We start from the raw sequence: 14,060 nt of genomic DNA, 5'->3' as shown, positions 1-14,060 counted from the left end.
GCCATGACTGTTTCCGATACTGCCTGGAAGCCCGCGGCTCCACCACCGGCGCCCGCTTCCACTAAGTCCCCGAGAACCAGTACGCCAAAGTTTGCCCGGACGACTCACTGGCGCAACGTCGTGTGGGTGTTGCCTGCGGTCCTGCTGTTAGGGGTCTTTGCGTACCTGCCACTGGTTCAGAACCTGGGGTTCAGTTTCCTCAAGTGGGATATCTACAGCGGCCGCCAAACTTTTGTGGGCGCGGACAACTACGTCCGAATGTTCAACGACCCCATCTTCTGGAAGTCACTCCTTAACAACACCCTGTACGCGATCATCTCCATCGCCTTCCAGGTATTCGGTGCGATGATCCTCGCCGCGATGATCGAGGGACTGCGAAGCCAGCGGTGGAGGGGAATCCTTCGAGCCGTCTACTTTGTACCCTCGGCGATCTCCCTGACGGTCGCTGGCCTCCTGTTCTACTTCATCTACGAACCCGAGATGGGCATCCTTAACGCGGCGCTGGATTTCCTTGGCTTGGGGAACTTCACTCAAGCGTGGCTGGGGCAGGAAAACACGGCCATTTTTGCCATCATTGCCATGAGCCAATGGCAGGGCTTCGGATACTGCACGCTTCTGTTCTCGGTGGCCCTGCAGCGGATCCCGTCTGAACTGTATGAAGCGGCGTCCATTGACGGCGTGGGACCCTTCCAGCGGTTCTTTTCGATTTCCTTGCCACTCGTCAGGGAAATGACCGGTCTCATGATGATTGTCACGGTGTCGGGAGCTTTCCAAGTGTTCAACGAAGTCATGGTGATGACCAGCGGAGGGCCGAACAACTCCAGCCAGGTCCTCGGTACATGGCTCTACAGAAGCGGATTCGTCCGCAATGACTTTGGCTACGCGGCCGCCGTCGCCACTGCTGTCTTCATCATCACGTTGGTCCTGGCCGTCATTCAGCTTCGTATCTCCAAGAAAAGGAGGGTCCAATGGTGACGCGCTCAGCTGTGCTCCTGGTACTTGGACGGGTCCTGGTCAAAGCGTTCCTGATTGCACTCGCCGTCGTCGTCATTTATCCCTTGGTCTGGATGCTGCTCAACGGCGTGAAGTCCAACTCCGAATTGTTCTCCAATCCCTTCGCCCTGCCCGTTGCGTGGAAATGGGACAACTACGTCACCGCGTGGAACCGAGGGGTGGGCGACTATCTCACTACCAGCGTCCTGGTCACGGTGGCTTCCACTATTGCAACCGTATTTATCAGCGCGTGGGCTGCTTACGGACTGACCCGGGTGAATATCCCGTTCAACAGGGTGGTGCTGATTCTCATCCTCGGGGGCCTGATGCTCGCTCCCACGGTGGCGCTGATCCCGCTGGTCAAGATGTTCCAGAGCCTGGGGCTGTACAACAACCTCTGGGCGTTGCTGATTCTGTACACGGCGTTCCGTGTTCCGTTCACGACGTTCCTTATCCGGGCTTACATGATGGACCTGCCCGCAGAGGTGGATGAGGCAGCCTCAGTTGATGGGGCCTCAAAGGCCCGGGCGTTCTGGCAGGTCATTCTGCCCATGTGCAAGCCAATCCTCGTTTCTACTGTTCTCTTAAACATCCTGTTCACCTGGAACGAGTACCTGTTCGCCATGGTCTTCACCAGCGGGGGAGCGTTGCAGACCCTGCCGGTGGGGCTTACCAACCTGATGTCCAAACACGGCACGGACTACCCTGTGGTGTTCGCAGGCATGGCCATCGCAGCAATTCCAGTGATTGTGCTCTTCTTTGCGGGGCAGCGGTACTTCATCCGTGGTCTAGCCGACGGAGTTGGTAAGTAGCCGTGGGTTCACCCAGCGCAGGCTAGTTTTCCGGGCTGCCGGGGCAGCCCCAGGAGTTGGGGTTTTCCTGGCAGGTGTCGGCGACGAGTGCTTTTTCTGTTTTCCAGACGTGGATGGTTTTGGCGGGTGTGGTGATGTCCAGGGTGCCGTTGATGGGTAGTGGTGGGCCGTTGTTGACCGAGTAAGTGCCGGTGAAGCTGGTGGTGAGGGCGGCTTGGTAGTTGCCGGTGTCTGTGTAGGTGTGGCTGGTGCGGGTTTGGTTGTTGAGCCATTCGGTTTCGGGGATGGTGTAGCCGGCGGCGGGGGTGGGTCCGAGGGTGGTGCCGTCTCCGTAGGTGTAGGTGTAGCTGGTGGGTGTGGCGGTCAGGTGGACTGCTTGGCCGAGGATGGTGAGGTCGAAGGTTTGGTCTGCGGCGGTGGTGTAGAAGTTGGTGGGTCCGCCTTTGAGGGTGTGGGGGAAGGGTTGGGCTTCGAGGTTTCCGGGGTTGAGGGGGAGTTGGCGGAAGTCGTTCAGGATCCGGGCGGCGATGTTGGCCAGGACGTTCTCGGGTTGGGGGTCGTAGAGGCAGGTGGGTCCGCTGACGGGGATCCAGTCGGTCCAGCCGGGGTTGGTGATGGCTTTGGGTGCTTCTTTCCAGATGACCGGAGTGCCTTCCTCGCCTGCGGGTGTGGTTGCCGGGCAGTCCAGGGCATCGCAGCCCGGGTCTTTGGTGTCGGGGCCGTCGGCGCGGCAGTGGGTATCGGCCATGTACTGATTGGGGTCCTCGGTACCAGCCGTACTGCCCCCAACAAACGGCGTGAATGTGCCGTTGACCTGATCCTTGGTCCACTGAGTTCCCTTCAGTTTCAGCCCGTTATCGACGTAGCCGATGTCTATCTTTGAATCTTTGGCTATGGCGATGCCGCAGTAGAAGGCCGACAGAACGTACGTGCAGGCTAGAAGGGCTGCAGTGATGCGCTTGGAATTTTGCATAGTGCTAGCGGATCAGACCAAGGTCGATCAGTAGCCACCGTTGATCCTCAAAGGTCAGCGCGGCCCGACTTGCCGAGTTCGTGGGGGCGGTTGGCTCTTGATAAAGCGACCCATCTTGTGCCCTGATCTCAATCGTTTCCTGGATTACCTGCACTGCGGCGACTTGCGTGGTCATTGACGGATCAAAGTCAGCCTCAACGGTCGCTGATCTGATTGCGCCTCCGACGATCCAGCGCCCATCTTGCCAGCCACTCTCGACCCCTTTACGGAGTGACGTACATAAGGCGCACGTCGAACTACTCAAAGGCGTCAGCTGCTCTGTGGACCCTGTCTCGTAGCTGTAGCTTAGCTGCGCGTACCAGTACCCAATAAACGCCTCCAGCCCGGCTTTCGAGTTCTCCTTCGCAAGCTCGGGCATCACGGGAACGGGCACGTTCTGTGCTTTCCCCGTCGCGTCGGCGGGCTTGTACACAGGGGCGGCAGACGGAGTAGCCGACGCTGCGGGGACCGAGGCGCTTGGGGTGGGCGCCGCCGTCGTCGAGCCTGTTTGGGAAGCTGCGCTGTTGGGTGTGGAGCCGCTCGCGCAGCCGCTCAGAAGCATCGCAACCGCGAGGGCACAAACCGCTGGCAGAGTGCGGACAAAAGGCGAAGACGTGAACGAATGGCGCGGCATGACAGGCTCCCCAACAGCTGTTTTTGGTGATGTGTCGGCCAGTCTAGGTGGGGCGAACTGCCGCGACCCAGTCACGAATTCCAGCCTGTGGATAACGTGGATGTGGGCGAAGGCCTCATCGCTGGCGCTCTCCCATCCAGGACTGAACCGAGCAGATCTGCGAGCAGCCGCCGCCGCGCGCACCCCACTCTCCGACGCTTCTCCCAAAGCGTCGGAGCTAGACGCTAGGGTGGTACTCAAGAGAAGGGGAGTGCTCCATGGAAGACCAGAACGTGCAGCTTGATCCCGTGCCCGGGGGCGAAATCCTTGGGACCGGACGCACCATCATCTCCGAGGCGGCCGTCGCCAAAGTAGCGGGTATCGCTGCCCGCACCGTGCCCGGCGTCTACTCCTTGGGCTCGGCTCCGTCCCGTGCGCTGGGTGCCATTCGCGACGCCGTCGGCAGCTCCGACCATGCAGCAGGCGTCCGCGCTGAGGTCGGGGAGACCCAGGTGGCGGTGGATATCACGTTGGTTGCTCTCTACGGCCATCCCCTGCACGGCGTTGCCAACCAAGTCAGGGCTGCGGTGTACCGCGCCGTGGAGGAACTGGTTGGCCTTCAAGTGATCGAGGTCAATATCGAGATCACCGATGTCTTCATTGCACCGCCGGCCAAACCCGCCGGAGCCAAGGCAGTGGTAGTGGAAAGGGATGCACTCCAATGAGCATGACCGTGGTGGGAATCGCTATCGGCGCTTTTGTAGCTTTCATGTCCTTCTCGTTCGGGTTATGGGGTTTCCTGATCTCCCTGCTGTTCATGGGCATCGGCGCGCTGTTCGGCCGCGCGGCTGAGGGCAAGCTGGATCTTCGCAGTGTGCTGGACGCCATTACGGGCCGGCGCTCTTCGTCATGAGCGTGGCTGAGGCTGTGGAGTTCACCACCAGCCTGGCCGGCCATAACCGGATCAGTACCCAGGCATTGACATCGTTGGCTCGGGCCGCTGCAGCGGAGGCGCTCGGCGTTGAGGCCAGCGACATCCGCGCTGATTGGGCGGACGACGACGGCCTGCTGGCTTTGTCCATCGTGGCACCTATCAGCGTCCCGGCTTTGACCGAGGTGTTGCGTGATCCGCAGCGTGTCCAAGGATTTGGAGGGTCCATTTGGGACCGTGCCGTGGCGGCCAAGGCTTTCGTTCTTGAAACCGTCACGCGGCTCAGCGGCTCCCAACTCAGCAGGGTGGATATCAGGATCAGCGGAGCACACGTCACTGAGGGAGGCCGCGTCCAGTGACCCAGGATCAGGAAACACAACAAATGAAGGCAACGGACCCGAACGCGGGAGCCAGCCCGGTGGCCGGGGAAGACCCCGACATGAGCCGTATCCTGCGCCGCGAGACGCATTCGTCACGCGCGGGTGCGTCCGTGATTGCGGCTGTCCTCGTCATCATCCTGTGTGTCTATGCACTCCTCGAAGCAGGTGTCCGCGCCATTGGGCAGCCACCTTGGCTGATCGACCCCACCACCGCGGCAGAGCGCATCATCGCACTCCCGGAAGGCATCTCACCCCTGCTGCTTGGTGCGAGTGGTGCGGTCATTGCCATGGTCGGCCTCTTCTTCCTCCTCCACGCTGTTCTGCCGGGCCGACGCGCCCGTCACTTGCTCCGGGACCCGCGGACCGCCGTCGTGGTTGATGACGAAGTCCTGGCCTCTGCGTTGGCACGTCGTGCACGAACTGCCGCGAACGTTACCCAGGAACAAGTCATGGTAGTTGTCTCGCGACAGTTGGTTGTGGTGAACGTGCGGCCAACCTCGGGCAGCCGGGTCAGCGAAGAAGCAGTGCTGACTGCCGTGCAGGCTGAACTTGAAGAAATGTCGCCCGTGCCGATGCCTGCTGTCAGGGTCAACTTGGCGTCGTCGGGGGTGATCGGAGCGTGAACGGAACACCGCGTGCCCTCAACCGCGTACTGCTCTTCATCATCGGTGTGAAACTGCTGGCCATCGGGCTGCTTCTCCTGCTGCTGGCTACTGTGCCGGCAGTGGCTACTTGGTGGCATGGTTGGTCGGCTTCCGTGTGGGCAGGCGCCGAAAATGCTTTCCGGCAGACGCACCTCCCCGGACGCGAAGAAAGCTGGCTGTGGATTGTGGCAGGCCTGATCCTCGTGGCGATCATCATTGCGATGATCGCTTGGCTGTCACAGCAGGGCAAAGGCAGGGCCAACTTGCTGGTGGCCAGCGATGACGACAGCGACGTGGACGGCGAAGTCCGGATCGGTGGTGGCGTAGCTGAACAGGCGCTACGGGCAGCCTTGTCTGAACGGACCGACCTCGCTGGTGCATCCGTGGCGACACTGGAGGTAAAGGGCAAACCGGGCCTGCGCATCCGCATTCAACCGAGGCAAGGAGTGGCGCCCCACCTCCTCGCTGCGGAAGTGTCGCAGCTGGTTGAAGCGCTGGACCTTGTGATCGGACAAAAGACCCCGGTATTGGTGCACATGGTCTCCGGTGCCCGATCCAAGTTCACCAAGGCCGAAAGGGTCCGCTGACAAGGCGCACGCAGAGAAAACATCCACAAAAATACAGCGCATCCGCATCCATAGCCTGCCTTGTGTCGGTAGTAGGGGTATCAGCAAAATCCCCGCACGTCGGGCCGATTGAGGAGAAGGATATGCGCAGCAGAATACTTACGGCAGGAGCAGGAGCCAGCGCCGCAGCACTGGCAGCAGCAATCGTCTTGGCTGTCCCCGCACAGGCGGCGGAGGGTGACGCGCACCTGTCCGTACTGCACGGAGTGCCTGGGTTAACCGTTGACGTCTGGGTCAACGGAGCACGAACCCTGGATGACTTCGCTCCCGGCACTCTGGCCGGGCCCTTGGCACTTCCGCCCGGTGCCTACGATCTGGCCATTACCGCCTCGGACGCTGCCGATGCCTCTGCCCCCGTTATCGGGCCGGTGACGGTGACCTTGGCGGCGAACGGCAACTACACCGCCGTCGCCAACCTCGATGCGGCCGGGAAGCCAACCGCGAACTTCTTCACGAACGACGTCTCGCGCATCGATGCCGGCAAGGGCAAGCTGACGGTCCGGCACACGGCCGCGGCGCCAGCTGTGGATGTGCTTGCCGGCGGCACAGCCGTGGTGACCAACCTGGCCAACCCCAATGAGCAAACGCTCACCCTTGACCCGGGTACGATTTCGGCCGCAGTGGCCGCAGCGGGTACGACAGCACCTGTCATTGGCCCGGCCGATGTGACGGTGTCCGAAGGCACGCACACCATCGTCTATGCGTGGGGAAGCCTGACTGACAAGAACCTTCAACTAGCGGTGCAGACCATTGACGGGCTGCATTCGGCTCCCGGATCGGTACCAGGCGCCCTGGACGGCTCATCGGGCAGTGTCCCGACAGAACAGATGGTCCCGACAGAACTGATGGTTCTGGGCGGCGGACTCGCGGCGGCAACGTTGCTGCTGATCGTCGTGGGGCTTGGAAAGGTTCGCACTTCCGCCGCAAGGAAGTCCTAAGGCCAAGGCAACGGCATGACATAAGAGCGGAACAGGTCCTGGTCGTCCGGTAACGACGGCCAGGACCCCGCATCAATCACGGCAGCCGGAGCATCCGGCCGTAGACGCCAGGAAACAACCGTTATGACACCAAGTAAGCCAAGCCGAAGCCGCCGGGTGGCGGCGCTCGCCGGGATGGCAGTGCTCGTTCTGACGGCATGCGGAACCGCGACACCGTTGACGGCCGGTAGTTCTTCCAGTGAGGCAAGCGGCCCGGACCCCAGCGAGCAGCAGACTCAACCGTCGCTGCCACCGGCCGAGCCGTCCCGACCACCTGCCGAAGTCTCGCTGAAGGGCGCAACTCCCACGCAGCCGGCGGCGGTTCCCCCTCCGGTGTCGCTCAAGGTGGCCGGAACGTCAATTGACATGGCCGTTATCCCCGTGGGGGTCGCGCCCGGTGGGGCTATGGAGATACCGGAGACCTTCTACCAGGCCGGATGGTACCGATTCGGATCCGCCCCCGGAGCCGCGGAAGGCACAGCTGTCCTGGCCGGACACATCGACACCACCTCTGACCAGGCGCCGTTCTCCCAGCTGAAATCCTTGCCGGCCGGAACCTTGATAACCGTAGGGCGGGAGGGTGCTCCCGCACTCAACTATCGGGTTGTCTCCGTCACGCTGATGGCCAAGGACGCCTTTGACGGCGACTCGCTGTTCCGCCGGACCGGACCGCACGAACTCAAAGTGGTCACCTGCGGCGGCAGATGGCTGGACGAACGAATGGACTACAGCGACAATGTGATTGTCACCGCGGTCCTTGAATAAGCACCCCAACCCGGCCGTGGTCCTCGTCGCTGACGCCGGGAAGGAGTCTCCTTTGGTATCCCCAAACGAGGTTTCTTCCGAGTGGGACGATACGTTGACCGCCTCATTCACGGCGGGGGATGAGTCTGCACTTGTGGCTGCTTACAGGCAGTTTGCCCCGCTGGTTCACACGCTCGCTTTGAGGTCCTTGAGGGACCGTGCCGCGGCCGACGACGTCACCCAAGAGGTGTTTATCCGGGTGTGGCGTTCACGGGACACCTTCAACCCCGAGGTCGCGCGCCTGCCGGCATGGATAGTGGGCATTGCACGCCACGTCATTGCGGACGCCCACTCAGCGTCGAACCGGGAAGTTCGTAGAGTCCTTGCCGTCGCCCAGGTCCAAGACACCGGCGGCGGAGGTCCTACGGAGGGAGCTGTGGAGGTGCTGGCCGACAGGCTGCTCCTGGACGGCGAACTCGACCGGCTTGGTGAACCGCAGGGCGCCATCATGAAATTGGCATTCTATGAAGACCTGACGCACGAGCAGATTTCCCGCAGGCTTGAACTACCGCTTGGTACCGTCAAAAGCCACATTCGGCGCAGCTTGATCCACCTAAGAAGCAGACTGGAGGTTGACCATGCCGCACATTGATCCGGAAGAGTTGAGCCTCCTGGCGCTTTACGGTGACTGGCTCGATGAGGAGGGCCGGCAGCACCTTAGCGGCTGCGATGCCTGCTCGGCGGAGTACGCCGCTTTGCGCCGCGCCGTTGACGCCATGAAAACCACGCCGGACAGCAGCACCCTTGAGGTGCCCGGGCCCAGTGTGTGGAGTGGGATTCACCGGGAACTGGGTTTGTCGGACGCAATCCGGGAAGACCCCTTGGGTTCCGCAGCGGGCTCTGCAACAGGAACTGAAACCAGCAAGCCCGGCATTAACGGTCCAACCGAACCAGAGCAACCAGCAGCACCACCCGCGGACATAAATTCCGTCAAGAAACGTCCCCAAGGGTGGCAACGCCGCGGGACCTGGCTGGCGGTCGCCGCAGCAGGTGCCTTGGTCATCGCCGGTGCAACCCTGTGGAACATCAACCAGGCGGCAACGCCGTTGGCACGAGCAGAGCTGACGCCACTTGCCCAGCACACTGCTACAGGATCGGCGACAGTCCTTGAGTCCCCTGATGGAACGCGAACCCTGGAAGTGAAACTGAGCAAAGAAGAAGCGCAGGGCTACCAGGAGGTCTGGCTTATTGGCACGGACCTCACACGGCTGATCAGTCTGGGAATCATGAAGTCGGACTCAGGTACCTTCCCGCTTCCGGCGGACCTGAATCTGGCCGATTTCCCCATCGTCGACGTTTCGGATGAACCACTGGACGGAAATCCCGGCCACTCCAGCGTCAGCATCGTCAGGGGCTCGCTCACTTCCTGAGGGCCCTTCACTGGTGTGAATCGCATTGGCGTGGGCTGCCCTCGCGCTCTCAGTTGCGGGTAGCCTGAATCCCATACCGAAGGACAGGAGGCCCCAGTGGCTGGAACAACAGTGGCTTCAACATCTGCGCCTGACAAATCTCTGCTCGAGACCACCGTGGCCGGGCTTATGGCGGAACTGGCCGCACTGGAAGAACCCCGGGCTCGCGAAGTGAATGAAAAACACGGCGATGACCACGGGGTAAACCTCAGCAAACTGCGTGCCGTCGCGAAGCGGCTGAAGACCCAACAGGATCTCGCGCGGGAGCTCTGGGACACGGGCGACACCGCTGCCAAATTGCTGGCACTTCTGATCTGCCGTCCCAAGGCCTTTGGGCGGGCCGAGCTGGACAGCATGCTGCGTGAAGCGCGGACGCCCAAAGTGCAGGACTGGCTGGTGAACTACGTCGTCAAGAAAAGCCCGCACTCCGAAGATCTGCGATTGGCTTGGTTCTCCGATCCCGATCCTGTGGTGGCGAGTGCCGGATGGGCGCTGACGTCCGAAAGGGTGGTCAGGAAGCCGGAAGGCCTGGACATCGTGCAGCTGCTCGACATCATCGAGGCCGACATGAAGGACGCTCCGGACCGTCTTCAGTGGGCCATGAACCACTGCTTGGCACAGATCGGCATTGAGTTCCCGGAGCACCGTGCCAGGGCCTTGGACATCGGTGAGCGCCTGGAAGTGCTGAAGGACTACCCTACGCCGCCTAACTGCACATCGCCGTTCGCTCCGAGTTGGATCAATGAGATGGTGCGGCGCCAAGCCATCAACTAACTCTTTTAGTCCCTGTTACGGTGCATCATCCGGTAGGTGAGCTCGGCAAGGAGCTCTTCGTCGGAGAGGTGCGAGGCGCGGGCTATGGGAGCGCTGGGAACGGTAACGCGCGGAGGTCCTTGACGTGATTCGTCCCCCGATCGCATGTCGTCGGGGGTGATCATGTCCGGAGCGAAGGTGGACTTGCCTTTCAGGACCTCTGAAACAGACCCTGCCCTCCAGCCCAGGGCATGCTCAAGCTTGCGCTGGTTGATTTCCTGTGTGCGCCGCGTTCCGGACTCCAACGTCCGAACGGTCTTGATGGCGGTTCCCGCCTGTTTGGCCAACTGAACCTGGCTCAGCCCTTGCGCCAGGCGTTCTTCCTTGATCAGGCGGCCAATGGTTTGCAGTGCTTCAAGTTCATCCACGATTCCTACTTTTCCATAGGCAATAGTAGGCAATCAAATCGACATGTCCAATGGCGGAGCGTGAAGCCCGACCGCAAATGCCCGCTTAGGCCCGGCTACCCAGCTCTCCGCAGCGAAAGTCAGGCTACTTGGTATCGATGCGGTTACGTTACGTGTAAGCGCTTGCATTCCGACGCAGACAATGACTAGTGTGAGCGTCACCACATCAATTGCGCCGCCGAATCTTTGTACTCAGCGAGGAGTCTTTAGCATGAAGAAAACCAAGTACCTGCTACCGGTCGCAGCCGCCGGTGTTCTGGCACTTACCCTTTCCGCCTGTAGCGGAGATGGTGGCGGTGGAGGATCCACCGCCGGCTCGGAGGATTGCTCCGCCTACGAAAGCTATGGCAAGCATGACGGCAAGACCGTCTCCGTCTACTCCACCATCGTGGACATTGAAGCCACCAACCTCGAGGAATCCTGGGCGCAGTTCGAGAACTGCACAGGCATCACCGTTAAGTACGAGGGCAGCAAGGAATTCGAAACGCAGATCGGTGTCCGTGCCCAGTCCGGCACCGCCCCTGATGTGGCGATCTTCCCGCAGCCCGGTCTTCTGGCCACCCAAGCACGGGCAGGCTACCTGAAGCCAGCTCCGAAGACTGTCTCCGATCTTGTAGACAAGAACTGGTCCCCTGACTGGAAGAAGTACGGCACCGTGGACGGCACGTACTACGCCGCTCCGATGCTGGCCAACGTCAAGGGCTTTGTTTGGTACGCGCCCAAGACCTTCAAGGACAAGGGCTGGGAAGTCCCCAAGACGTGGGACGAAATGATCGAGCTGTCCAAGAAGATTGCCGCGGATGACCCGAACATGAAGCCGTGGTGCGCAGGATTCGAGTCCGGTGAGGCTACCGGCTGGCCCGGCACTGACTGGATCGAGGACGTCGTCCTGCGTGCGCATGGCCCCGAGGTTTACGACCAGTGGGTAGCTCACCAGATCCCCTTCAACGACCCCAAGATCGTTGATTCCTTCAACAAGGCCGGCGATATCCTGCTCAACCAGGAAATGGTCAACGGCGGCTTCGGTGACGTCCGCTCGATCCTGAGCACCGGCTTCGCCCAGGCTGGCCAGCCGGTCCTGGATGGTACGTGCGCCATGCACCACCAGGCCAACTTCCAGGCAGCCAACTGGCCTGCAGGAACCAACGTTGCTGAAGATGGCGACGTGTGGGCCTTCATCACCCCGCCGATCGACGAAAGCAAGGGCAAGGCAGTCACCGGTGGCGGCGAAATGGTGGGCGCATACAAGGACACTGCAGAGGTTCAGTCGTTCCTGGCCTACCTGGCAAGCGCCGACTTTGCCAACAACCGCGTCAAGCTTGGCGGCGTCGTCAGTGCTAACAAGGGCCTGGATCCCAACAACGCACAGTCCGACCTCGACAAACTGACCGTCCAGATCCTTCAGGACCCCGAGACTGTGTTCCGCTTTGACGGCTCTGACCTGATGCCGAGTGCGGTTGGTTCCAACTCCTTCTGGAAGGGCATCGTGCAGTGGATCAACGGCACGTCTTCGCAGGATGTTGCCAACAGCATCGAATCCAGCTGGCCTAAGAGCTAACTCCCAAAGTGCTGCCTCCCCTGACTGGAACTCCCAGGCGGGGAGGCAGCGCTTTTCCCGGAACTTAGTGATTCACTCACGCCCCGGAGGTTGGGTATGGAATTTATAGGAGAAAAACTCCTTCAAGTAGTGATAGCCCTGGCGATATTCGCAGCGGTTATCGGCCTCATCATGTTGCTGGTGGACAGGGCTCCGAAATCAGTCAAGGACAAAGTCACCGTGGCCGGCTTCCTTGCCCCTGCCGCGATCCTGATGCTGGTGGGCCTTGTTTATCCGGCCATTCGCACGTCAATGCTGGCGTTCACGGATGCCAGTGGCAACGGCAACGGCTTTGACAACTTTGTCTGGATGTTCACGCAGCCAGAGGCTCTGACCACTCTGCGGAACACCGTCATCTGGACCGTCCTGGTTCCCTTGCTGTCCACAAGCTTTGGACTTGCATATGCAGTGTTCATCGACAAAGCCCGTGGCGAGCGGGTTCTGAAGTCGTTGGTCTTCATGCCGATGGCCATCTCCTTTGTGGGCGCAGGCATCATTTGGAAGCTCGTATATGACTACCGCGGTCCAAACATCGAGCAGACCGGTGTCATCAACTTCTTCCGGGACGCCTTGGGCATGGATCCCAAGCAGTTCCTTCTGGACGCACCGGAAAACACCATCTTCCTCATCATCGTCATGGTCTGGATCCAGACCGGCTTTGCCATGGTGATTCTCTCCGCTGCTATCAAGGGTGTCCCCGTGGAGCTCATCGAAGCAGCCCGTCTGGATGGGGCCAACGCCTGGCAACAGTTCCGCAATGTCACGGTCCCCGGTATCCGCGGAGCCTTGGTGGTGGTGCTCACAACCATTACCATCGCCACGCTGAAGGTCTTCGATATTGTCCGAACCATGACGGCAGGCAACTACGACACGTCCGTGGTTGCCAACGAAATGTACACGCAGGCTTTCCGTGCCGGTGAGCCAGGACGAGGTGCCGCACTGGCCCTGATCCTGTTCCTGATGGTGCTGCCGATCGTCGTGTACAACGCTCGAGTCCTTCGCAAGCAAAGGGAGATCCATTGACAGCCACGCCAGCCCCGAAAGAGGCCTCGAAGGCCACCCGGCAGCGTCCTGGATCCGATCCCACGGAGGACGCCCAGCCGATCATGCGTCGGGTCAAGACGAAGCTCACCTCCAAGTGGGCAACAGCGGCAGCGATCATCATCGCCGTCGTATGGTCCGTGCCGACGTTCGGCCTGTTTGTCACCTCGTTCCGTCCGGCCGCCAAGCAGGTGGGTCCCCGCTCCAACGGCTGGTGGAATGCCTTTGTTGACTGGGACTTCACGTTCAAGAACTACGCGGACGTCCTGACCCCGGCCGGCTCGCAATCTGCCAACCTCTCCCAGTACTTCGTCAACTCCATAGCCATCGTCATCCCGGTCACCATCTTTGTGCTGGTGCTGGCGTCAATGGCCGCATACGTTTTCGCATGGGGGAAGTTCAAGGGCCGTGACGCACTCTTCATCTTCGTCTTTGCCCTGCAGATCATCCCGCTCCAGATGGCCCTGATTCCGCTCCTGCAATTCTTCACGCAGACCCTGCAACTCCCCGCGGGCTCGTACGCGCAGCTGTGGATAGCTCACACCATGTTCGGCCTCCCGCTGGGCATCTTCCTGCTCCACAACTTCATCTCCGAGATTCCCGGTGAAGTCATTGAAGCAGCAAGGGTGGACGGTGCCGGACACAGCACCATCTTCTGGCGGATCATCCTGCCGTTGTCGGTGCCTGCGCTTGCTTCCCTGGCAATCTTCCAGTTCCTGTGGGTGTGGAATGACCTGCTGGTGGCGCTGGTGTTCTCCGGTGGAACAGCCGACGTGGCCCCGATTACCCAGCGTCTGGCTGAGATCTCCGGTACTCGTGGCGCCAGGGACTACCTCAACCCGGCAGCGGCATTCGTTTCCATCATCGTCCCGCTCCTGGTGTTCTTCGGATTGCAGCGCTACTTCGTGCGCGGCCTGCTCTCCGGTGGCCTCAAGGGGTAGGAACCGCAGCCTCGGTTGCGTTGCGCATTACGTCGCCGCGTAACCGAGGGCTGCAAACCA

18 protein-coding genes are annotated in these 14,060 nt (G+C 61.0%); 15 read left to right on the top strand and 3 right to left on the bottom strand.

The features are described 5' to 3' along the window. Positions 1-3 precede the first annotated feature (3 nt). Together AC1RJY_RS19940 and AC1RJY_RS19935 are read left to right on the top strand one after the other, a co-directional pair. On the top strand, positions 4-975 hold the full coding sequence (locus AC1RJY_RS19940; protein ID WP_498603086.1) for a carbohydrate ABC transporter permease: 972 nt from the start codon (positions 4-6) through the stop codon (positions 973-975). After that, the gene (locus tag AC1RJY_RS19935; RefSeq protein WP_011773201.1) at positions 969-1,805 is read left to right on the top strand and encodes a carbohydrate ABC transporter permease; all 837 of its coding nucleotides are present in this window, start codon (positions 969-971) and stop codon (positions 1,803-1,805) included. The genes AC1RJY_RS19940 and AC1RJY_RS19935 overlap by 7 nt, the downstream gene beginning before the upstream one ends. Before the next feature lie 22 nt (positions 1,806-1,827). On the opposite strand, the gene AC1RJY_RS19930 is transcribed toward AC1RJY_RS19935, so the two are convergent. Together AC1RJY_RS19930 and AC1RJY_RS19925 are read right to left on the bottom strand one after the other, a co-directional pair. After that, positions 1,828-2,778: a hypothetical protein gene (locus AC1RJY_RS19930; protein WP_498603085.1), complete on the bottom strand. Its 951-nt coding sequence runs from the start codon at positions 2,776-2,778 to the stop codon at positions 1,828-1,830. Between the two features lie 4 nt (positions 2,779-2,782). Further along, complete coding sequence (locus tag AC1RJY_RS19925; RefSeq protein WP_498603101.1) at positions 2,783-3,379, bottom strand: DUF6318 family protein; 597 nt, start codon at positions 3,377-3,379, stop codon at positions 2,783-2,785. Between the two features lie 329 nt (positions 3,380-3,708). Between AC1RJY_RS19925 and AC1RJY_RS19920 the strand changes: the two genes are divergently transcribed. From AC1RJY_RS19920 to AC1RJY_RS19875, 10 genes are all read left to right on the top strand, one after another. Further along, positions 3,709-4,155, top strand: a complete 447-nt coding sequence (locus tag AC1RJY_RS19920) for an Asp23/Gls24 family envelope stress response protein (protein WP_011773204.1) — start codon at positions 3,709-3,711, stop codon at positions 4,153-4,155. After that, on the top strand, positions 4,152-4,343 hold the full coding sequence (locus AC1RJY_RS19915; protein WP_014920563.1) for a hypothetical protein: 192 nt from the start codon (positions 4,152-4,154) through the stop codon (positions 4,341-4,343). The genes AC1RJY_RS19920 and AC1RJY_RS19915 overlap by 4 nt, the downstream gene beginning before the upstream one ends. Continuing rightward, entirely contained in the window at positions 4,340-4,720 is a 381-nt protein-coding gene (locus tag AC1RJY_RS19910) for a hypothetical protein (RefSeq protein ID WP_014920564.1), read from the top strand. Before AC1RJY_RS19915 ends, AC1RJY_RS19910 begins: the two co-directional genes overlap by 4 nt. Then, positions 4,717-5,364 carry a DUF6286 domain-containing protein gene (locus AC1RJY_RS19905; RefSeq protein ID WP_498603084.1) on the top strand — a complete coding sequence of 216 codons (648 nt, stop codon included), beginning with the start codon at positions 4,717-4,719 and terminating at the stop codon, positions 5,362-5,364. The genes AC1RJY_RS19910 and AC1RJY_RS19905 overlap by 4 nt, the downstream gene beginning before the upstream one ends. After that, a complete protein-coding gene (locus tag AC1RJY_RS19900) occupies positions 5,361-5,972 on the top strand; it encodes a hypothetical protein (protein ID WP_011773208.1) in 612 nt (203 codons plus the stop codon). The genes AC1RJY_RS19905 and AC1RJY_RS19900 overlap by 4 nt, the downstream gene beginning before the upstream one ends. Positions 5,973-6,094: 122 nt before the next feature. After that, complete coding sequence (locus AC1RJY_RS19895; protein WP_498603083.1) at positions 6,095-6,949, top strand: DUF4397 domain-containing protein; 855 nt, start codon at positions 6,095-6,097, stop codon at positions 6,947-6,949. Between the two features lie 123 nt (positions 6,950-7,072). Further along, complete coding sequence (locus tag AC1RJY_RS19890; protein WP_011773210.1) at positions 7,073-7,753, top strand: class F sortase; 681 nt, start codon at positions 7,073-7,075, stop codon at positions 7,751-7,753. 52 nt (positions 7,754-7,805) lie between these two features. Continuing rightward, complete coding sequence (locus AC1RJY_RS19885; protein ID WP_011773211.1) at positions 7,806-8,384, top strand: RNA polymerase sigma factor; 579 nt, start codon at positions 7,806-7,808, stop codon at positions 8,382-8,384. Beyond that, positions 8,371-9,162 (top strand): anti-sigma factor domain-containing protein, encoded by a 792-nt coding sequence (locus AC1RJY_RS19880; protein WP_498603082.1) that lies wholly within the window; start codon positions 8,371-8,373, stop codon positions 9,160-9,162. Before AC1RJY_RS19885 ends, AC1RJY_RS19880 begins: the two co-directional genes overlap by 14 nt. Before the next feature lie 96 nt (positions 9,163-9,258). Next, complete coding sequence (locus AC1RJY_RS19875) at positions 9,259-9,975, top strand: DNA alkylation repair protein (protein WP_498603081.1); 717 nt, start codon at positions 9,259-9,261, stop codon at positions 9,973-9,975. 5 nt (positions 9,976-9,980) lie between these two features. Here the strand turns inward: AC1RJY_RS19875 and AC1RJY_RS19870 are convergent, their stop codons facing one another. Continuing rightward, positions 9,981-10,382 (bottom strand): helix-turn-helix domain-containing protein, encoded by a 402-nt coding sequence (locus tag AC1RJY_RS19870; protein ID WP_498603080.1) that lies wholly within the window; start codon positions 10,380-10,382, stop codon positions 9,981-9,983. A 250-nt stretch (positions 10,383-10,632) separates the two neighbouring features. On the opposite strand from AC1RJY_RS19870, the gene AC1RJY_RS19865 reads away from it, so the two are divergent. The 3 genes from AC1RJY_RS19865 (at position 10,633) to AC1RJY_RS19855 (ending at position 14,000) form a co-directional block, all read left to right on the top strand. Next, positions 10,633-11,979 carry an ABC transporter substrate-binding protein gene (locus AC1RJY_RS19865; protein WP_011773215.1) on the top strand — a complete coding sequence of 449 codons (1,347 nt, stop codon included), beginning with the start codon at positions 10,633-10,635 and terminating at the stop codon, positions 11,977-11,979. Between the two features lie 96 nt (positions 11,980-12,075). Continuing rightward, on the top strand, positions 12,076-13,041 hold the full coding sequence (locus AC1RJY_RS19860; RefSeq protein WP_011773216.1) for a carbohydrate ABC transporter permease: 966 nt from the start codon (positions 12,076-12,078) through the stop codon (positions 13,039-13,041). After that, positions 13,038-14,000: a carbohydrate ABC transporter permease gene (locus AC1RJY_RS19855; RefSeq protein ID WP_011773217.1), complete on the top strand. Its 963-nt coding sequence runs from the start codon at positions 13,038-13,040 to the stop codon at positions 13,998-14,000. Before AC1RJY_RS19860 ends, AC1RJY_RS19855 begins: the two co-directional genes overlap by 4 nt. Positions 14,001-14,060: the final 60 nt, after the last annotated feature.

This window comes from Arthrobacter sp. GW822-FHT05G07 (genome assembly GCF_058799755.1).
The sequence above is the reverse complement of the archived record's forward strand: the minus strand, read 5'-3'. Positions and strand labels throughout refer to the sequence as shown.